The sequence below is a fragment of the Streptomyces anulatus genome, from assembly GCF_014650675.1.
In the GTDB taxonomy this organism is placed as follows: Bacteria; Actinomycetota; Actinomycetes; order Streptomycetales; family Streptomycetaceae; genus Streptomyces; species Streptomyces anulatus.
In genome coordinates, this window is sequence record NZ_BMVK01000007.1 from 156,536 (window position 1) to 175,199 (window position 18,664).

The following is an 18,664-nucleotide window of genomic DNA, read 5'->3' on the forward strand; positions in this document are numbered from 1 at the left end:
TGCCGTAGCTGTCGTCGCGCGCCCGCCGGGAATCGCGGGACAGCCCTTAAGGGGCGACCTTCATCCCGCGACGTTCCATGTCCTCGACGGTGGCCCGCTGGGCGTCGGCGAGGACGTCGATGAGCTTCGTCCCGCCGTCGGCGACCTTGGGGAGCCGGTCGACGACGGCGGTGTTGGTGGTGCCCATGACGGGACCCCACGTCCAGCCCGGCACGATGGACTTGTACGACTCGCTGCCCACGGCGTAGATGTCCTGGCCGCCGAAGTAGTCGGTGGGGAAGGCGGACTTGGTGACCGGCACGAGGCGGGGGTCGGCGGGGAACATGCTGCTGGTGCCGGTGGAGACCCACGCCTTCATGCCCTCGGGGTCGGTGGTGATCCACTTGATGAACTCGGCGGCGGCAGCGCTGTTCTTGGCGCCCTTCGGGATGACGAAGGAGGAGCCGCCGTACATGGCGGACGCCGGCTTGCCGTCCCAGGTGGGGACCGGGGCGACGGACCACTTGCCCTTCTGGTCGGCGACGGTGGCCTGTTGGGCTCCGGCGCACCAGCTCGCGCAGACGTAGGCGACGGTCCGGTTCTGCTGGACGCTCGTCCAGAACGGGTCGAGCGAGCTGAGTGAGTGGACGAGGTCCTGGCCGGCGAGGTCGCCCCAGTAGTCGGCGACCTTCCGGGAGGGCGCGTCGGTCAGCGACACCTTCCAGGCGTCCTTCTCCGTGTCGAACCACTGGGATCCGGCCTGCTGGGCGAGGGCGGTCAGCAGGCCGGGGTTGTCGGTGTACAGGACTCCGCCGCGGGCCTTCGGATCCGCCTTCCTCACCTGTCCGGTCATGGTCCGGTACTCGGCCCAGGTCGTGGGGACGTCGATCCCGTGGGACGTGAAGAAGTCGTTCCGGTAGAACATCATCAGCGGGGCGGCGTCACGGGGGACACCCCAGGTCTCGCCCCCCAACTGGACCAACTCCCGTGTCGCCTCGGGGAAATGGTCCTCGACCAGCGGGCCGAGCCGGTCGTTCAGGCCTTCCAGTTTTCCCTGCGTGGCGAACTCGGGCAGTTGGGCGAACTCGGCCACCGCGACATCGGGGACGGTCCCGGCCTTCACGGCGTTCGTAAGCTTGGAGTAGTACTCCTGGCCCGACGGCACCGCCTCGAAGGTCACCTCGATGTCCGGGTGGGACCGGTTGAAGGCCTCCGCCACCTTGTCGGAGCCCTTGACGAAGGACCAGAAGGTGATCTTCCCCGTGCCCTTCTCCGCCGCGGGCGTCCCACCGTCCGAGTCTCCACATCCCGTGGCGAGCAGGCCGAGGGCCGCGACGGAGCAGACCAGCGCTGTCAGCCGTCTACGAAACATGATGTGCCACCGATCGTTTGCTTGGGTGTCACAGCAATCATTCGTTACGTACGACATCGAGTCAATGCATCTGCTTTCGTTTTTTTCGGAAACGAAAGCAGATGCATCACTTGCTCAGGCGCTCGCCCGGCGCCGGGCGCCGCAGGACGCCCGTACCCGCAGCTCGGGGCGGAGCAGGATCTCCGCCTGGGGCGTGTCGGGCCGGGACAGCCGCCGTACCGCCAGGTCGAGGGCCCACGCCCCCACGGCCTGCTTGGGCGGGGCCACCGCGGTGAGCGGCGTCTCGCTCAGCTCGGCGACCTCGTCGTCGTAGGTGACCAGGGCCAGGTCCTCCGGCACCCGCAGCCCCCGCGCGCGCAGGATGCCGACGAGCGCGATGGCGTCGATGTCGTTGTGCACCAGCGCCGCCCGGACCTCGCCTGCCTCCACGGCCCGGACCACCTCGTCGAACCGCCCGTCCGCCGGGGCCGCGTCGGCGCCGGTGACGATGCGGTACTCCGGTCCCGGCCGGAGCCCCATGGACTCCACGGCTTCGGCGTAACCAGCGCTGAGATGAGCCGTGTTGGGGCTCTCGACCCGTGCGACCAGGGCCACCCGGTCGTGCCCGAGCCCGGCGAGGTGACGTACCGCCAGCGCCGCACCGTAGGCGTGGTCCGACGCCACCTGTTCCAGCCTGCCCGCCTTGATCCCCGCCCTGCGCTCCACCAGGACGGCCGGCACCTCCAGGCCGCTCAGCCACTGCTCGGCCTCGTCCACCGGACGCAGCCCCGGGTGCAGCATCAGCAGCAGCCCGTCGATGCCCCCGGCCACGAGCCGGCGGACCTGTTCCTGGTTCTCCGACAGGGACTCCCCCGAGACGGCCAGCACGACCCGGACGCCGAGCGGGCGGGCCGCGTCCTGGACTCCCCGGATGACCTCCGCGTAGTAGTAGCCGCCCGGGGGCACCACCAGCCCGACGGCGTACCGCTCCGTCGCGGACGGTTCGGCGGCTGCGGGCGTCTCGGCCGGGGCGGGGCCCGCCGGTGCCAGGGCCCTGGCACCGCCGTGCACCCGGGTCAGCAACCCTCGGCCGGCCAGCTCCCGGACGTCCTGGCGCAGGGTGACGGCGGAAACGCCCATCTCCTCGGCCAGTTCCTTCACGGTGATCGACCCCTGGCGCTCCACAGCGCGCAGAATCGCTTCCCGCCGCTCGTCAGCCAACACCTTTAGTCCCCTCTCGGTAGCGAGTGAGTCACAGCCCTTCACTCGACAACCGAAAGATATCAATCAAAGGTCAACATCGGCCTGGAACGCCGGATCACCCGAACGGCGGCGGTTCAGTGCGAGGGCCTGTCGTCGACCGCGACGAGGTTGTGCCCGCGGAGCGTGTAGAGCAGACCGCCGTGAACGTTGATGTGGGGGCCGCTGTACCAGGCACCGTTGATCCCGGCGACGACCGTCCTGACGGCGAACGTCTTCGGGTGGAAGTGGAACAGCGTGGTGTCCGAGACGCCGTAGACCGCGCCGCGATGGGTGACCATGGCGGCGAACCCCTTGCTGACGGCGCTGACGTCCGCGGTGTGCACCACCTGCCTGGTCCGCAGGTCGACGACGAACAGGGCGCCCCTGGTCGTGAGCCCGTAGAGGTTCCGGCCCTGCACCGCCAGGGCCGCCACGCCCGCCGCCTGCCGGGGGTCGAGGCGCCACCGCTCCTTGCCCGTGACCGGATCGAGGGCGACGACGGTGGCGCGCGGGCCCTCCTTGGAGGCGTTGTCACCGCCCAGGAAGGCGACGCCGTCCCGGTTGACCACCGCCCGGACGAGCTGGACGTCGTCGATCGGGTTGACGTACGAGGCCTTCCTGCCCGTCCTCGGGCAGTAGGTCCACAGGGCGCCTCCGCCCTCGGTGTCGGACTGGACCCCGACGAGGAGCAGCCTGTTCTCCGGGTCCCACGAGGTGTCCAGCGGCCGGTTCTGCTCGCTGGGGAAGCTCGCGGCCTGCCGCGGATCCCGTGACCGGGAAGGGTCGTAGCGCCAGATGCCCTGAGCGTTGTACTGGCCGGTGTACAGGACGCCCCCGATCACCTCGGCGTCCTTCGCCTCACCCGGCGCCGGCAGGTTGACCACCTCGCCGGTCCTCAGGTCGCGCCGGGAGATGGCGCCGTTGCCGCCGAGGTAGACGTATCCGGCACCGGCGGCTATCCCCATGCCCGCCTGCGGACCGGCCTCCGCGCCCGCTTCGTGCAGATCGGTGACGACCGACGTACGTGCCGCCACGTCGATCTCGGCGACGAATCCGTACGCCGAGACGACCACCAGCTTCCCGTCGACGTGGTCCAGGCCCCAGATCTCGCCCAGGTCCGGCCCGTCGAACTCCACGGGGGAGAGCGTCCGGTCCGCCTTCCCGTAGGCGTGGAGGCCCGCGTCGGAGGCGAAGTAGATACGGTCCGCGTCGGCGGCGAGCGTTTTGACGACCGTGCCCTTCGTGGGCACGACGGTGTACGAGGACAGGTCGTCCAGGTCCATCACGGCGAGCTTCGCGGGGTCGACCCCGCCCGAGGTTCCGACGACCAGATGACCGTCCACGACGGCGAGTTCCCGCAGGCTGGGGTCCTTCTCCATCTCCTTGGGCACGATCGGGGTGAAGGCGTGCGTCTTCCGGTCGAAGGCGTACAGGGAGGCCTTGCTCGCTCCGCCGCCACCGGCGAGGACGCTGCCCGCCCCGAAGAAGACCGTGGTGTCCGAGGCCGCGACCGCCCTGGCCAGGGTCGCCTTCGGGTCGGGTACGCCGCGGCCGGTGACCGCCCCGGTGGCCGGGTCGTACTCCCACAGGGAGGGCGCCTTCCCCGGGACGCCGCCCACGGCGTAGACGGTGCCGTCGGGGGCCACCGCCAGATCGCGGATGTCACGGTCCTCGGTCCTGCCGATGGCCACGGCGGGGGTCTCGGGCGTCTTCAGGTCCCACCGGTAGAGGTTCGGCCCGCCCCGGTCGGCCTTGACCAGGACGCCGATGTAGAGGTAGCGGCCCGTGGGGTCCGCCGCGAGCGCCTGGACGGACGGCTCGGGCCCCGCATCGAGGGCGGTGCGGGACACCACCGTGCGGCTCGGCAGATGGAACCCGATCACGCTGGAGGGCTGCATGTTGCGCGACCCGATGTACACGGTGTCGCCGACCAGCAGCCCGCTCATCAGGGAGAACTGGACCAGACCGGGCCCCAGATCGGTCACCGTCGTCGAGGCCGCCGCGGGCCCGGCCGCCCCGGCCCGGGGGGCGAGGAGGGATCCGGCGGCCGCCGCCAGCCCGAACGCGCCACCGGCCTGGAGCAGTCGGCGCCTGCTCGGGGAAGGGAAATGGGTCATCTGTACTCCATGGGGGGTGTGGGGTGTGGGGTGCGGGGAGGGGTGTATCGAGTGCGCGGGTCCCGTCCGGGTCAGGACAGGTCCGGCCCGGGTCAGGACAGGCCCGGGTCAGGCCAGGTCGGTGACGCGGAGGTCGTCGTGCCGGACGATCCGGGTGGGCACGTCACCGTTCCCGATCGACTGCGAGGGGCGGTAGAGGCCCCACTTGAGGTAGCCGTGGTCGGCCGGATTCTCCGGCTGGTAGGTGCGCACGTTCTCGTACGCGACGACCGGCCGGAAGCCGTCCTCGCCGGACAGCCGTACGGCGACCCGGAGGTAGCCCGTCCCGTCGGTGGTCCAGCGGGCGTCCACGCGAAAGCGCATCCACCGGTTCACCTGCGGGCCGAGGTCCTCCACGACCGTCGACTGCCGGTTCAGGTGCGGCGAGCGGAACGCGATCTCGTCGCGCTTCGCCATGAGGTAGAACGCCGGGACGTTGTCCCCCGCGTACTTGCCCTGGAAGACGATGTCGCCCGACTCGCTGTCTCCCGGCGTGTAGGTCTTCCAGTCCTTGAGCAGCACGCTGAACTCGTAGCGCTGCTCGTCCCCCACGACGAAGCGTCCGGACGGGAGCAGGTCCGTCGCGCTCTCGCTGCGGGGCGCGCCGTTGGACTCGTATCCCGGGTCGCCGAGGGTCACCTTGTGCTGAACCGCGTGACTGCCCTCGTCCGCGGGCCGCACGACGCCGGAGGCATCCGGCGCCGTCGCCTTCGTGGTGGTCAGACCCTCCACTCCGGAGTTCAGCGTTCCGCTCTCGTAGTCCACCCGCAGGCGGTCCTCGGCGGGCGGCGCGGGTGCCGGCGCCGCGTCCTCGGTCCTCTCCGGCCCGGCTCCCGCCGGATCGGAGAGCAGGACGGGAACGAGCAGCGCTCCCGCGCAGAAGGCGATCGACACTTTGCGAAGACGGACCATTGGGCTCCTCCATGTCTGCGGGGCACCGGCCATCAGCGACATCGCATCGAAGCGGCCTGACAGCCTGCATGCTGACACGCCTCCGAACGAAACCGGAAGACCAGAGACAGCACTTTTGGCCTTCATTCGAAAGACTCGGTTGCGAATGATGCGACCAAGCGCACAGAGTCACCCCACCTCAACGCACCGAACATCCCGATATGCCCGATCTTGTAAAACGACTTAGCCTGCTGACACTGCTCGGGTAGTCGACAGCCGGCACGGTCGGCGGAGGGCGAGCTTCCATGGCTGAACTACGCAAGAAGTCCGGATTGCTCGGCGAGTTGTCGGCCGAGTTCGCGGGCACGATGATCCTCATCCTCTTCGGATGCGGCGTCGTCGCCCAGGTGGCGGCGGGCGGAGCCCTGACGGATCCGGCCGGCGGACTCGGGGACCACGACAGCATCGCCTGGGCGTGGGGGCTGGGCGTCACGCTCGGCGTCTATGTGGCGGCGCGACTGAGCGGGGCCCATCTCAATCCCGCGGTGACGCTCTCACTGGCCGCGTTCAAGGGGTTCCCGTGGAGCAAGGTGGCTCCGTACGCGCTGGCGCAGACGGCCGGTGCGTTCGTGGCCGCGCTCCTCGTCCGGTGGAACTACAGCGAGGCGCTGGCGAAGGCCGACCCCGGGCACACCATCAAGACGCAGACGGTGTTCTCCACCCTGCCGGCCAATGGCAACCCGGCGCTGCCGGTCCACGAGTGGGGCGCGTTCCGCGACCAGATCATCGGCACCGCGATCCTGCTGCTCCTGATCATGGCCATCACGGACCTGCTCAACACCCCGCCCGGCTCGAACATGGGCCCGTTCATCATCGGCCTGGTCGTGGTCGCCATCGGCATGGCCTGGGGAACCAACGCGGGCTACGCGATCAACCCGGCCCGTGACTTCGGCCCCCGGCTGGCGAGCTTCCTCACCGGTTACGGCGGGGCGTGGCGCGACCAGTACGGGAATCTCTACTTCTGGGTGCCCATCCTCGGCCCCCTCATCGGCGGCCTGCTGGGCGCGGGTCTCTACAAGGCCCTCATCGGACGCTTCCTGCCGTCCGCCGAACCCGAACCGCCGGGACGCGTCCCGGCGCCCGAGGCCTGACGACTGCGGCCGGAGAGGCGACACATCATGGCGGAATTCATCGGTGCGGTGGACCAGGGGACCACCAGCACTCGGTTCATGATCTTCGATCACGGCGGCAACGAGGTCGCCAAGCACCAGCTGGAGCACGAGCAGATCCTGCCCCGCTCCGGGTGGGTGGAGCACGACCCCGTGGAGATCTGGGAGCGCACCAACTCGGTGATACAGAACGCCCTGCGGCACGGCGGCCTGTCACCGAGCGACCTGGTGGCCATCGGGATCACCAACCAGCGCGAGACCACGGTGGTCTGGGACCCGCGCAACGGGCGGCCCTACTACAACGCCATCGTGTGGCAGGACACCCGTACCGACGCCATCGCGGCGAACCTCGAACGCTCGGGGCAGGGCGAGGTCATCCGGCGCAAGGCCGGGCTGCCGCCGGCGACGTACTTCTCCGGCGGCAAGATCCAGTGGATCCTGGAGAACGTCGACGGCGTACGGGAAGCGGCGGAGGCAGGTCACGCGCTCTTCGGCAACACGGACGCCTGGGTCCTGTGGAACCTGACCGGTGGCCCGAACGGCGGTATCCACGCCACCGATGTGACCAACGCGAGCCGCACCATGCTGATGAACCTGGAGACCCTCGACTGGGACGAGGAACTCCTGGGCTTCTTCGGCATCCCCCGGGCGATGCTCCCGAAGATCAACCCCTCGTCGCACCCGGAGGCGTACGGCTCGACGCGCACCTCCCGGCCGCTGAGCGCCGCCATCCCCATCGGGGGCGTCCTCGGCGACCAGCAGGCGGCCACCGTCGGCCAGGTCTGCTTCGCCCCGGGCGAGGCCAAGAACACCTACGGGACCGGCAACTTCCTGCTGCTCAACACCGGCACCGAGTTGGTGCGCTCGCAGCACGGCCTCCTCACCACGGTGGCCTACCAGTTCGGCGACAGCCCGGCGGTCTACGCGCTGGAGGGCTCCATCGCCGTCACCGGCTCCGCGGTGCAGTGGCTGCGCGACCAGCTGAAGATCATCAAGTCGGCGCCCGAGAGCGAGGAGCTGGCCCGGAGCGTCGAGGACAACGGCGGCATGTACTTCGTGCCCGCGTTCTCCGGTCTGTTCGCGCCGTACTGGCGGTCCGACGCCCGCGGCGCGATCGTCGGCCTGGCCAGGTACAACGACAACGCCCACCTGGCGCGGGCCACGCTGGAAGCGATCTGCTACCAGAGCCGCGATGTGGTCGAGGCCATGGAGCAGGACTCCGGGGTCCATCTCGACGTGCTCAAGGTCGACGGCGGGGTCACCGCCAACGACCTCTGCATGCAGATCCAGTCCGACGTCCTCGGCGTCCCGGTCAGCCGTCCCGTCGTCGCCGAGACGACCGCTCTCGGCGCCGCCTACGCGGCGGGGCTCGCCACCGGCTTCTGGCAGAACACCGACGAGCTGCGCACCCAGTGGCACGAGTCGAAGCGCTGGTCGCCCCAGTGGTCCGAGGAGCAGCGCGCGGAGGGCTACGCGGGCTGGAAGAGGGCGGTGGAGCGCACCCTCGACTGGGTGAAGGTCCCCTGAACCGCTCCGACGGCGCGGCGGTCCCGGCCGAGGCTCGTCGCGGTGTTCTCCGGCATGCGTGTGTCCGGCATGCTGGAGAACACCTGACGAGGAGGTCACATGGTGTACGCGGAGCCCATGGCACGGGCGGTGGTGGGACCCGCCGTGGCCGAGTTGCTCCAACGGTTCCCCCGAGGGCAGGAATTCACCACGACCGTGTCGTTCGGTGGGGATGACTTCACTCTCCGCGCCCAGGTCCGGGTGAGGCGCACGACCCCCGGGCTCGCGAAGGTCTCCCTGGCCTGTTGGGTCGTCAACAAGGACCTGGCCCGCTACCTCGGCGACCATCCCCCGCGCGAGGACGAGAACTTCCTGCCGCCGGAAGGCACCGCGGTCCCGGACGCGTCGCTGACGGCCCGCGTGATGGACTGTCTGGTCACGCGCCTGAACCCCGGCGCCACCGCGCGGCCGGACGGCGACGGCCTCCTCGCCATCGATGTCCCCACCTCCGCCCGGGGGGCCTCGGACGCCCTCGCATAGGTTGGCCGTCCCATCGAACGCACCGCGACGAGGACCGGCCCATGAGCAGCAGCACCAGGATCCGCCTGATAGAGCCCACCGACGCCGCCCCGATCGCCGCGCACCGGGTGCGGGACGTCGAGGCCTTCCGGCCGTGGGAACCGGCCCAGCCGGCCGACTACTTCACGCCGGAGGGCCAGGCGGAGCGGATCGAGGGCCTGCTGGCCGGATACCGGGCCGGCACGGTCTGGCCGGGCGTGGTGCTCGCCGACGACCAGGTGATCGGGCAGATCACCGTGGGAGGCATCCTGCCGCAGCCGCATCTGCGCCGCGGCTCCGTCGGCTACTGGATCGCCTCCGTCGCCCAGAACCGGGGGCACGCCGGGAACGCCGTCGGGCTCGCGCTCCGGGTGATGACGGAGGAACTCGGCCTGCACCGCGCCGAGGCGTCCACCAACCTGGAGAACCTGCCGTCGCAGCGGGTGCTGCGTCGCAACGGGTTCACCCCGTACGGCGTCGCGCACTCGGCGATCTTTCTCGACGGGAGCTGGCGGGACGGGCTGCTGTGGGAGCGGATCCTCGGCGACTGAGCAGGTCACGGGAGGCTCGGGCGGAGCGGAACGCTCCCCGGGCCGCGCTTGGATGTGAGCCACTAAGTTGATTAGTATGCGTGGCTCGGCCTCCGAACGGCCGGTCGCCCGCCCGGGTCACCGGTGGAGGTGTCGCTGAAGCCGTGGTCCCGCAGCGGTACTTGACGGTCCATGGACCGTCGGACAGCGGCCGAGGAAGAAGGAGCTCGCCTCAGTGGCGTCCCACCGTCGTCCCAAGCAGCCCAGCCACGGATACACGTCCGTGCTCACCGCGACAGCGGCGGTGACGGTCGCCCTGTCGGCGCAGTCGGCCTCGGCCGATCCGCTGCCGGACCCGAACAAGAAGGGTGTGCAGGCGCAGGTCGACCGGCTGTACGAGGAGGCCACCCAGGCCACCGAGAAGTACAACGGGGCGAAGGAATCGGCCGGGGAACTGCAGAAGGAGGCCGACAACCTCCACGAGGAGGTCGTCCGCAAGCAGGCGGCGCTCAACGAGCTGCGGCAGCAGCTCGGTTCGGTGGCCACGGCGCAGTACCGCAGCGGGGGCCTCGACCCTTCCCTCCAACTGCTGCTCTCGGCCGACCCGGACGCCTACCTGGACAAGGCCTCGGGCCTCGACCGGCTCAGCGCACGGCAGTCGGACACGCTCAAGCGGTTCCTCTCGCAGCAGCGCGCCCTGCAACAGCAGCGCACTCAGGCCGCGGAGAAGCTCGACAGCCTCCAGGACACCCGCAAGGAACTGGGGAGCAAGAAGAAGGAGATCCAGGGCAAGCTGGCGGAGGCCCAGCGGCTCCTCAACACCCTCACAGCCGAGGAGCGGGCCGAGCGGGCCGCCAAGGAGGAGCGGGCCAACCGGGCGAGCGAGCGGACCCAACTGGCGAGCGAGCAGGGTGGGCTGGGCAACGAGGCCAGTGCGTCCGGTCGTACGGCCGCGGCGTTCGACGCGGCGAAGAGCAGGGTCGGCATGCCGTACGTGTGGGGAGCCACCGGGCCGGGGTCCTTCGACTGCTCCGGTCTGACCTCCTGGGCGTTCCGGCAGGCCGATGTCTCACTCCCCCGTACGTCGCAGGCGCAGGCCAACGCCGGCACCCGGATCAATTCGATCGGTGCGCTCAAGCCCGGCGATCTCGTCATCATGCGCACCGACCTGAGCCATGTGGGCTTCTACGCCGGGAACGGCCAGATACTCCACGCGCCGAAGCCCGGCGCCCAGGTGCGGTACGAGTCGATGGCCCGCAGCGGGATGCCCTTCATGTGGGGCGTACGGATCTGATGCCGTCGGCCGGTTCGCGGCCGACGGGTGTCACCCGAGTCCGGCGTGGCAGGTCAGCAGTACGGGGAGCACGGGCGTGATCAGGGCGCCCGTGCCGACCGCGCAGCGCAGGGCGGGATGCGCGCGGTGCGCCGGGGCCAGCACGCGCCGGAGACGGACCAGCACCGTCCGGCCGCCCGCCGCCAGGGCCCCGTTCGGCGCCTCGCCCGCCGCCAGGGTGTACATGGCGGCGGCCAGCGCGCCGCGCGGGCAGCGGCGGAGCGCGTGGTCGTCGGCGGCCATCTCCAGCAACAGGGGAATCTGCTGCCGGAGATGGCGGGCGAGCGGCACACCGGGGAAAACCCGGGTGAAGGCGTGGGCCGCCGCCAGGACGAGGTGGTGGCGGCCTCGGATGTGGGCCCGCTCGTGTTCGACGACGGCGTCGATCTCGCCGCCGGACAGGAGGCCGACGGCCCCGCTGCTGATGACGATCCTCGGGTGCCGACCGGGCAGGCAGTAGGCGGCGGGCTCGGCGTGCTCCAGCACAGTGGCCCGCGAACAGGCCGACCGGCGGCCGACCTTGTCCAGGATCTCGCGGTGCCGGGCGCGAGCGGCGTACGCCCGCCCGGTGTGCTCGGCGAAGCCGATGAGGTGGGCGGCGACCAGGACAGTGACGGCGGCGAGACCCAGGCCCGGCAGGAGGCCGCCGCCGGACGGGCCGAGGCCCAGGGCGGAGCGGCAGGAGTAGAGGATTCCGTGCAGGTGCGCGCCCGGGGTGGTGAGGTGCAGGGCGGCCAGGGCGACGCAGACGGAGAAGGACGCCGCCAGCGCGAACCACACGGCTACCGCCAGCAGCGGTGACCGCTGGGGCCAGCCGCTGCGGAGCAGCGCGCGCGGGGCCAGGACGCCGACGGCCGCCGCGTAACCGAGGAAGAAGGGGGCGGCGTTCACAGCTCGCCGCCCCGGCCCGTCGCACGCAGCGCCTCGCGGAGCGCGGCGACTTCCTCGTCCGTCATCCGCTCCACGAAGTGCACGAGCGCGGCCGACCGGTCCCGGCTCGCTCCCAGCGCGTCCTCCATCAGGGCGGCGGAGTAGGCCTCGCGGCTGCGGACCGGCGTGTAGAGCCACGCCTGCCCCTGCTTCCGCCGGGTCAGCCAACCCTTGTTGTAGAGGATGGTGGCCACGGTCATCACCGTCGTGTAGGCGGCCGGGCGGCGGAGGTTGATGTCGTCGACCACCTCACGGACCGTCGCAGGCCTGCCCCACGTCCACAGACAGTCCATGATTTCGGCTTCGAGCTCTCCGAGCCGTCGCATTCCCCGTCCCCAATTCCGTGCGCCTTCGCGCGCCCGGGAAGCATAGTGGGTTCACGCTCCGCCGCCTCCGAAGGCCGCGACGGACCGCGACGGACCGCGACGGCCGGCAGACGGCGCCGGGCGCCGAGCAACCCCGAACCTCAGGGAGTACACGTGCTGACCACGGATTCGCACGGCCGGGCCGCCCCCCGGCGTGACCGGCACGCGTGCGAGGACGACGCCGAGCAGATCGCCGGGCTCCAGGTCGCCGCATGGCGCGCGGCATACGCCGGAATCCTGCCGGCCGCCGAACTGCACGGTCTCGACACCGCCGCCCTCGCCCGCTTCTGGCGCGACCGGATCGGGGCCGGCACCGCGGCCGGCGCCGACGTGCTGGTCCACGACGACGGCCGGCGGATCCTCGGCTTCTCGTCCTTCGGCCCGGCCCGCGACGACGACCTCGGGCAACGGCGCGACGTCGAGGAGCTGTACGCGTTCTACGCCCGCCCCGAGTCCTGGGGCACCGGGGTCGGACGCAGCCTGATGCGCTCCACGCTGTCCGTCTGGGCGGAGCGGGGCACTCGGGCCGGATATCTCTGGGTGCTGGAACGCAACACCCGGGGCCGCGACTTCTACCGGAAGGGCGGCTGGCGCCAGGACCCCACGGCCGCCCCCTCCGGCTCCGGCCCGGACGCCGTGGAGATCCGGTACGAGCTGACCGGGATCGGGACGAGGCCCGGTGACTCCGCGCCACGTGCCCGTCGCCGCTGAAAGCCAGGGCAGCCCACCCGGCCCCGGCACCGGCGAGCAGTCTCCGTCACCACGCCGCCCCGCTCACGCGGAAGGGCGACGAAGCCCGTGGCCCTCCTCCGTCCGAGGCGGGCCGCTACCACCCCCGGCGGGACTCCCGCACCAGCAGTACCAGGAGATACGCCCCGCCGACGCACACGGTGACCGCGCCGGTCGGCAGCACCACGCCCTCGATCGCGTGCTGCGCCGCGATGTCGGCGCCGAGCAGCAGCAGCGCGCCGACGAGCGCCGAACCGGTGAGGTCGACGGAGGTTCCCCGGCCGGTGAGGCGGCGGGCGATCTGGGGCGCCGCCAGTGCCACGAAGGCGATGGGGCCCGCCGCGGCGGTCACCGCGGCGGTCGCGGCCACGCCGAGGACGACCAGCAGCAGCTTCGTGCGCTCGACGCGTACGCCCAGCATCGCCGCCGTGTCGTCGCCCAGTTCGAGCCATCGCATCCGGCGCTGCGCCACCGGGGCCGCCAGGGCGACCACCGCCATCAGAGCGGAGGCCATCAGCACGGCGGGCCAGCCGATGGCGCTGAGCGAGCCGGCGCCCCACACCGCGGCCCTCAGCGCGGTGTCCACGTCGGCCTTCACCGAGAACCAGGTGTTGACCGAGGACAGCAGCGCCCCGACCGCGATCCCCACGATGATGAGCCGGAAGCCGCGTACGCCCCGCCGGAACGCCAGCAGATACACGGCGAGGGCGGTGACGAGCCCGCCGGCGAGGGCGCCCGCCGCGAGTGCCGAGTAACTGCTCGCACCCGCGAGCAGCGTGACGACGACTCCGGTGTAGGAGCCGGTGGTGAAGCCGATGACGTCGGGACTGCCGAGCGGGTTGCGGGTCAGGGACTGGAAGACCGCGCCGCCCATCGCGAGGGCGGCCCCGAACAGTACGGCGGCGACGATGCGCGGCGCCCGCCACTCCAGGACGACGGTGCGGACGCTGTTCCCGGCGGTGCCGGACATGACCGAGGCCAGGTCGCCGAGGCTCAGCGAGTAGCTGCCGAGGGTGAAGGCCCACAGGGCCAGCGCGAGCAGCGCGGCCGACAGCAGCCCGCACACCACGACCCCGCGGCGGGTCGCTCGCAGGCTCAGGTTTCCCGCCCTGAGGACGAATGCCCCGCTCACAGTTCCCTCACCCGGCTTCCGCGCACCAGCAGGATCAGTACGGGCGCGCCGATGAGCGGCATCATGACGCCGACCTGCAGTTCGGAGGGGATCACGATCAGCCGGCCCAGTACGTCGGCGAACAGCACGATCGCCGGGGCGAGGACGGCGGAGTAGACGAGGATCCAGCGCCAGTCGGGACCGGTGAGCCATCGCACGGCGTGCGGCACCATGAGACCGACGAACATCAGCGGACCCGCCGCGGCCGTGGCCGAACCGCACAGCAGGGCCACCGCGACGACCACACCGCACCGGGTCGCGCCGACCCGCAGCCCGACGGCCCGCCCCGCGTCGTCGCCGAGCGCGATCGCGTTGAGCGGGCGCGCGCAGAAGGCGGCGGCCAGCAGGCCGGCCAGGACGAAGGGCGCGATGTCGGCGGCGGTCCCCGTCGGGCGGTCGGTGATGGTGCCCGCTCCCCAGAACCTCATACGGTCGAAGGTCTCCGTGTCGATCAGGGCGAGGGTCTGGGAGATGCCGAGCAGGACCGCCGAGAAGGCGACCCCGACCAGGGTGAGGCGCAGGGGTGTGGGCCCGCCCCGGCCGCCGCTCGCGGCGAGGTAGACCACGGCCGAGCCGACGACGGCGCCGACGAAGGCGAAGGGCAGGTACTGGTCGATGCGTGTGACGCCGAAGACGGCGACGGCCAGAGTGACGGCGAAGCTCGCGCCGGCGTTGACGCCGAGGACTCCGGGGTCGGCGAGCGGGTTACGGGTGAGCGCCTGGATGAGCGCCCCCGCCACGCCCAGGGACGCGCCGACGACGATGCCGAGCAGCGTGCGGTCCACGCGGGCGCCGCTGATCGTGGCGTGCGAGGCGGAGCCGTCGGGAGCGGTCAGTGCCTGCCACACCACGTCGAGGGGAAGGAGTGCCGAGCCGATCGCGACACTGAGCACCACCGCCACGAGGAGCGTGCCGACGGCGACGCCCAGGCCGAGGAGCCGGCGGGTCCTGCGGCGCGAGGACCTCGACGGCGTGGTCGGTGGTGGCGCGGTCGTCCGTGCGAGCGCCTGTGCCATCTGTTCTCCCTGTGCAACCCGCCACCCGGACAGGCCGAAGTGCCGTGCGTGATCGACGTACATGAACTGCTGGGACTGCCCGGCTCCCGGTTCAGCGGCCGCCGAGCGCCCCCACCGCGTCCGTGGTGAGCGCGCTCACGGGCACCCCGGACTCCCGGCTCAGCGCGCGCAGCAGTCCGGCCCGGGTCGCGTAGCCGGCCGCCCTGGCCGCCGCCGTCAGTTCGCCCCCGCCGCGGAGGTGTTCGACGGCGGCGTTCATCCTGGCCCGGTTGCGCCACCGTGTGAAGGGCAGTCCGGTCTCGTCGAGGAAGACGCGCTGCACCTGGCGAGGGCTCATCCGGTGCTGTTCGGCGAGCCGTTCCAGGGTCAGGGAAGGAGCGCGCAGGGCCTCGCGGGCGAGTCCGCGCACCGCGGGATGGACGGGCAGCACGACCGGGAAGTACTGCCGGGAGATGCCCTTCAGTACGCGGCCCAGCTCCTGCCGGAACGGCTCGACCTGCTCCGGCGTGGTCGGTGCCGCGCCGAGTGTGGTGGTCATGACCTCGACGATCGCGGGTACCGCCCCGAGCGGCTGGACTCGGCATCGTGGCTGGTCAGCGGGGTCGAGGAAGGGTCCGAGTGCCATGCCGCCCGGCTCGATCCGCAGCGCGTGCGGCACACGTGGGGCGAGCCAGATGGCCTCGTGCCGCCCGAGCCGCCACTCCTCGCCGTCGACGGACAGGCGGGCGCTGCCGGTCACCAGGTAGATGAGGTGCGGCGCGTCGTGCCGATGGGTGTCGTGCCCCAGAAAACGAATGGCGTTCTCGGCGACCACGGTGCCGAGGGATGTCGTCGGCAAGCGTGCCTCCCGTTGTGCGACGCGTCGTGTCCGTCACTGGCGATGTCGTACGCGGATCGACGCAGCGGAACCAGCGAGGTTAGCCTCACCTTACCAACAGCTCGAACGTTCGAGCCTATCCAGCCACATGAGGTCCCATGTTTGCTCCTGCCCGCCTTCTCGCCGTCGCGGTCGTCGCCGCGCTGGCCCTCACCGGCTGCTCGGCCGCCGACCCGTCCGACGGGGACAAGTCCTCCGCCGCGAAGACCCGAACCGTCACGACCGACTACGGCAAGGTGAAGGTGCCGGCCGAGCCCGAGAAGGTGGTCGTGCTGAACCACGCCCTCGCCGGGTACCTCTACGACCTCGACGTGCCGGTGCGGGCCACGATCCCCGAGGACGCCGAGAGCAAGGGCGAGTTCTCCCCGTACTGGGAGAAGGAGGCGAAGGAGGACGGCACGACGTTCCTGCCGTGGAGTGTCGACGGCTTCGACCTGGAGGCGATCCTCGCCCTGGAGCCCGACCTCATCGTGGGCGGCGGCATCGGTTTCCCGCTGTTCCAGGCGGAGAAGGTGTACGACGACCTCTCCGACATCGCTCCCACCGTGCTCGTGGGCAAGAAGCTCGGCGACTGGCGGAGCCAGTTCTCCTTCCTCGCGGGTGACGTGTTCGGCAAGGCCGACGTCTACGACAAGCACCTGGCCGCCTACGACAAGAGGATCGGCGAGGTGAAGAAGGCCATCAAGCCGCCGGCCGGTCCCGTCTCCTTCCTCACCTTCACCGGCGACGGCACCGCCTTCGGTCTGGTGGAGAGCGTGGGCCTGCCCCCCGAGCTGAAGAAGGTCGGCATCGAGCCGGCGCCGGTCTTCGCCGACGGCGGTTTCAAGGTGTACGGGCAGGGCGGTGACATGTTCGAGCTGTCGACCGAGAAGGTGGGCCAGACGATCACCCAGCCGTCCGTCTTCGTGATGGGCTTCAACGGCGACACGACCGACGTCGCCACCCTCAAGAAGAACCCCGTCTACGGCGCACTGCCCGCCTTCAAGGCGAACCAGGCCTACGACCTGCCGCACTGGGTGCTGCGCGGCGACTACGACGAGTCGATGGCCCTGCTCGACATCATCGAGAAGCAGTTCTCCTGATGGCCGCCCAGCGCGCGTACACAACACACCCCCTCGTCCTGCGCCGGGTCACCGTGCGCCGCGTCCACGAAGTGACCCCCAGGATGCGCCGGGTGGTCCTCGGCGGCGATGACCTCGCGGCGTTCACCCGCGACGGGACCGCTCACCCCGCCTTCGCCGCACCCGGGTTCGACGACCACATCAAACTGATCCTGGCCTCGGACGGAGACGTCCGGGCGGCGCTCCCCGCCCAGTTGCCGCACGGCATCGAGTGGACGCCGGCCGAACACCGGCTGACCCGCGACTACACGCCCCGGCGGGTGGACCATCGGGCGGGAGAGCTCCACCTCGACTTCGTCGTGCACGGCGAAGGGCCCGCGGAGGCTTGGTCCGCTTCGGCGCGGGAGGGCGACGAGCTGTGGTTCGTCGGGCCCAAGTCGTCGCTCCGGCTGCCGGAACGGCTGGACTGGATCCTCCTCATCGGGGACGAGACGGCCCTGCCCGCGATCGGCCGCTTCCTCGACGAACGCACCGTCGACGCCCCGGCGCACGTCCTGGTGACCGTCTCGGACGACGCGGCACGCCAGGAGCTGGCGCTGCGCGACGGCGACACGATCACCTGGGTGGTCGCGGAGCCGGGCGACGCGGCGGCCCTCGACGCCGCCGTCCGCGCACTGCCGTCGCCGGCGGGCGAGGGGTTCGCCTGGGCGGCCGCGGAGAGCCGGGCGCTGCTTCCGGTACGCCGGTACCTCAAGCGGGAGCGGAAGCTCACGAAGGACCGCGTGAACATCACCGGTTACTGGCATCGCGAGGAGGCCGCCGCGCCGGAGGCGCAGGGCACGGCCGACGCCGCCGCGCAGGGCCCTGCCGAGATCCCGTCGCCGCTGCCGTGGCTGGTGGCACGGGCCGCTTTGCAGCTCGGCCTCGTCGACGCGGTGGCCGACGCGCCGGGGCTCTCCGCCGAAGCGCTCGCGGCCCGCCTGGGCGTGCCCGGGCCGGGGATCGGCGTACTGCTTCCGCTGCTCGCCGCGTACGGCGTGGTCGTCGGCGACGACGACGGGGCCGGGCTGCGCCTGGGCCCGGTGGGCGAGGAACTCACCGACGACCACGAGCGCGAGGAGTACACCGGCCACGAGGCCGAGCTGCTGCTCGCCCTCGCGCACCTGGCGCCCGCGCTCCGGGACGGCACGTCCCCCTGGCGGCTCGCCTCGGGCGCCGGGCTGCACGACACGGTGACCCACGACGCGGACCGCTACGGCGAACTGGTCGAGGAGTGCGAGCAGTTGGTCTTCCTGCTGACCGGTCTGACGGCCGACCCCCTCTGGGAGGACGTCGGCACCTGCCTCCTGACCGGGCCGGGCAGCGCCTCGGTGGTCGCCGCCCTCGACGACGCCGGACGGCGGCCCCGGCTGCGGATCGCGGAGGAAGCCACCCCGGCCGAGGTCCTGCGCGGACACCTCACGGCACCGGACCGTATCGACTGGACGGCCGGCCCCGCCGATGTCGCCGTCGCCGCGAAGGCCCTCGCCCACCGCACCGACGAGGAGGCCTCCCAGCTCCTCACGCGGCTGGCCGAATGGACCGGTACGGCGGTCCTCGTCGAGGCCTCCCGCCCCGACGGCCTGAGCCCGCACGCGGCCGAGGCGGCCCTGCACGCGTACACCGCGACCGGCAGCCCCCTGCGCGACTCCGCGGCGATCGCCGCCCTCGCGGAGCGGTCGGGCTGGAGTGTCGACCGGACGATCGCGCTCGGCTGGGGCACGGAGGCCACGGTCCTGCGCCGGACCTGAGCCCCGGAGG

At 71.6% G+C, this 18,664-nt stretch carries 17 protein-coding genes; 8 read left to right on the forward strand and 9 right to left on the reverse strand.

The features are described from left to right. Window positions 1–46 precede the first annotated feature (46 nt). The 4 genes from IE272_RS19335 to IE272_RS19350 all read right to left on the reverse strand — a co-directional run bounded on the left by IE272_RS19335 (window position 47) and on the right by IE272_RS19350 (window position 5,640). Complete coding sequence (locus tag IE272_RS19335) at window positions 47–1,351, reverse strand: ABC transporter substrate-binding protein (protein ID WP_057661367.1); 1,305 nt, start codon at window positions 1,349–1,351, stop codon at window positions 47–49. 114 nt (window positions 1,352–1,465) lie between these two features. Further along, a complete protein-coding gene (locus tag IE272_RS19340; protein ID WP_268254180.1) occupies window positions 1,466–2,596 on the reverse strand; it encodes a substrate-binding domain-containing protein in 1,131 nt (376 codons plus the stop codon). A 71-nt stretch (window positions 2,597–2,667) separates the two neighbouring features. After that, window positions 2,668–4,689, reverse strand: a complete 2,022-nt coding sequence (locus IE272_RS19345; RefSeq protein WP_190007354.1) for an outer membrane protein assembly factor BamB family protein — start codon at window positions 4,687–4,689, stop codon at window positions 2,668–2,670. Window positions 4,690–4,797: 108 nt separating this feature from the next. Then, the gene (locus IE272_RS19350) at window positions 4,798–5,640 is read right to left on the reverse strand and encodes a heparin lyase I family protein (RefSeq protein WP_229897350.1); all 843 of its coding nucleotides are present in this window, start codon (window positions 5,638–5,640) and stop codon (window positions 4,798–4,800) included. A 284-nt stretch (window positions 5,641–5,924) separates the two neighbouring features. Between IE272_RS19350 and IE272_RS19355 the strand changes: the two genes are divergently transcribed. The 5 genes from IE272_RS19355 to IE272_RS19375 all read left to right on the forward strand — a co-directional run bounded on the left by IE272_RS19355 (window position 5,925) and on the right by IE272_RS19375 (window position 10,676). After that, complete coding sequence (locus IE272_RS19355; protein ID WP_050357549.1) at window positions 5,925–6,770, forward strand: MIP/aquaporin family protein; 846 nt, start codon at window positions 5,925–5,927, stop codon at window positions 6,768–6,770. 27 nt (window positions 6,771–6,797) lie between these two features. After that, entirely contained in the window at window positions 6,798–8,315 is a 1,518-nt protein-coding gene (gene glpK, locus IE272_RS19360) for a glycerol kinase GlpK (protein WP_050357550.1), read from the forward strand. Window positions 8,316–8,414: 99 nt separating this feature from the next. After that, on the forward strand, window positions 8,415–8,834 hold the full coding sequence (locus tag IE272_RS19365; RefSeq protein WP_190007355.1) for a hypothetical protein: 420 nt from the start codon (window positions 8,415–8,417) through the stop codon (window positions 8,832–8,834). A gap of 41 nt (window positions 8,835–8,875) precedes the next feature. Continuing rightward, complete coding sequence (locus IE272_RS19370; protein ID WP_056699330.1) at window positions 8,876–9,403, forward strand: GNAT family N-acetyltransferase; 528 nt, start codon at window positions 8,876–8,878, stop codon at window positions 9,401–9,403. 214 nt (window positions 9,404–9,617) lie between these two features. Beyond that, on the forward strand, window positions 9,618–10,676 hold the full coding sequence (locus IE272_RS19375; protein WP_056699335.1) for an NlpC/P60 family protein: 1,059 nt from the start codon (window positions 9,618–9,620) through the stop codon (window positions 10,674–10,676). Between the two features lie 30 nt (window positions 10,677–10,706). Here IE272_RS19375 and IE272_RS19380 read toward each other — a convergent pair whose 3' ends face one another. Together IE272_RS19380 and IE272_RS19385 are read right to left on the reverse strand one after the other, a co-directional pair. Next, window positions 10,707–11,606 (reverse strand): M56 family metallopeptidase, encoded by a 900-nt coding sequence (locus tag IE272_RS19380; RefSeq protein WP_057661376.1) that lies wholly within the window; start codon window positions 11,604–11,606, stop codon window positions 10,707–10,709. Then, entirely contained in the window at window positions 11,603–11,971 is a 369-nt protein-coding gene (locus tag IE272_RS19385) for a BlaI/MecI/CopY family transcriptional regulator (RefSeq protein WP_098893597.1), read from the reverse strand. The genes IE272_RS19380 and IE272_RS19385 overlap by 4 nt, the downstream gene beginning before the upstream one ends. 153 nt (window positions 11,972–12,124) lie before the next feature. On the opposite strand from IE272_RS19385, the gene IE272_RS19390 reads away from it, so the two are divergent. Next, window positions 12,125–12,721 (forward strand): GNAT family N-acetyltransferase, encoded by a 597-nt coding sequence (locus tag IE272_RS19390; protein WP_229897351.1) that lies wholly within the window; start codon window positions 12,125–12,127, stop codon window positions 12,719–12,721. 115 nt (window positions 12,722–12,836) lie between these two features. Here IE272_RS19390 and IE272_RS19395 read toward each other — a convergent pair whose 3' ends face one another. From IE272_RS19395 to IE272_RS19405, 3 genes are all read right to left on the reverse strand, one after another. Beyond that, window positions 12,837–13,871: a FecCD family ABC transporter permease gene (locus tag IE272_RS19395; RefSeq protein ID WP_190007357.1), complete on the reverse strand. Its 1,035-nt coding sequence runs from the start codon at window positions 13,869–13,871 to the stop codon at window positions 12,837–12,839. Then, window positions 13,868–14,926, reverse strand: a complete 1,059-nt coding sequence (locus IE272_RS19400; protein ID WP_056699344.1) for an iron chelate uptake ABC transporter family permease subunit — start codon at window positions 14,924–14,926, stop codon at window positions 13,868–13,870. The genes IE272_RS19395 and IE272_RS19400 overlap by 4 nt, the downstream gene beginning before the upstream one ends. A gap of 91 nt (window positions 14,927–15,017) precedes the next feature. Beyond that, complete coding sequence (locus tag IE272_RS19405) at window positions 15,018–15,764, reverse strand: helix-turn-helix domain-containing protein (RefSeq protein ID WP_050357559.1); 747 nt, start codon at window positions 15,762–15,764, stop codon at window positions 15,018–15,020. A gap of 137 nt (window positions 15,765–15,901) precedes the next feature. On the opposite strand from IE272_RS19405, the gene IE272_RS19410 reads away from it, so the two are divergent. Together IE272_RS19410 and IE272_RS19415 are read left to right on the forward strand one after the other, a co-directional pair. Then, the gene (locus tag IE272_RS19410) at window positions 15,902–16,885 is read left to right on the forward strand and encodes an ABC transporter substrate-binding protein (RefSeq protein ID WP_050357560.1); all 984 of its coding nucleotides are present in this window, start codon (window positions 15,902–15,904) and stop codon (window positions 16,883–16,885) included. After that, window positions 16,885–18,654: a siderophore-interacting protein gene (locus IE272_RS19415; protein WP_190007358.1), complete on the forward strand. Its 1,770-nt coding sequence runs from the start codon at window positions 16,885–16,887 to the stop codon at window positions 18,652–18,654. The genes IE272_RS19410 and IE272_RS19415 overlap by 1 nt, the downstream gene beginning before the upstream one ends. Window positions 18,655–18,664 lie beyond the last annotated feature (10 nt).

Bases quoted from the DNA above. Each gene is read 5' to 3' on its own strand.
- IE272_RS19400 (WP_056699344.1), bottom strand. From the start codon at position 14,926: ATGGCACAGGCGCTCGCACGGACGACCGCGCCACCACCGACCACGCCG.
- IE272_RS19385 (WP_098893597.1), bottom strand. From the start codon at position 11,971: ATGCGACGGCTCGGAGAGCTCGAAGCCGAAATCATGGACTGTCTGTGG.
- IE272_RS19355 (WP_050357549.1), top strand. From the start codon at position 5,925: ATGGCTGAACTACGCAAGAAGTCCGGATTGCTCGGCGAGTTGTCGGCC.
- IE272_RS19335 (WP_057661367.1), bottom strand. From the start codon at position 1,351: ATGTTTCGTAGACGGCTGACAGCGCTGGTCTGCTCCGTCGCGGCCCTC.
- glpK (WP_050357550.1), top strand. From the start codon at position 6,798: ATGGCGGAATTCATCGGTGCGGTGGACCAGGGGACCACCAGCACTCGG.
- IE272_RS19345 (WP_190007354.1), bottom strand. From the start codon at position 4,689: ATGACCCATTTCCCTTCCCCGAGCAGGCGCCGACTGCTCCAGGCCGGT.
- IE272_RS19350 (WP_229897350.1), bottom strand. From the start codon at position 5,640: ATGGTCCGTCTTCGCAAAGTGTCGATCGCCTTCTGCGCGGGAGCGCTG.
- IE272_RS19410 (WP_050357560.1), top strand. From the start codon at position 15,902: ATGTTTGCTCCTGCCCGCCTTCTCGCCGTCGCGGTCGTCGCCGCGCTG.
- IE272_RS19365 (WP_190007355.1), top strand. From the start codon at position 8,415: ATGGTGTACGCGGAGCCCATGGCACGGGCGGTGGTGGGACCCGCCGTG.
- IE272_RS19415 (WP_190007358.1), top strand. From the start codon at position 16,885: ATGGCCGCCCAGCGCGCGTACACAACACACCCCCTCGTCCTGCGCCGG.
- IE272_RS19370 (WP_056699330.1), top strand. From the start codon at position 8,876: ATGAGCAGCAGCACCAGGATCCGCCTGATAGAGCCCACCGACGCCGCC.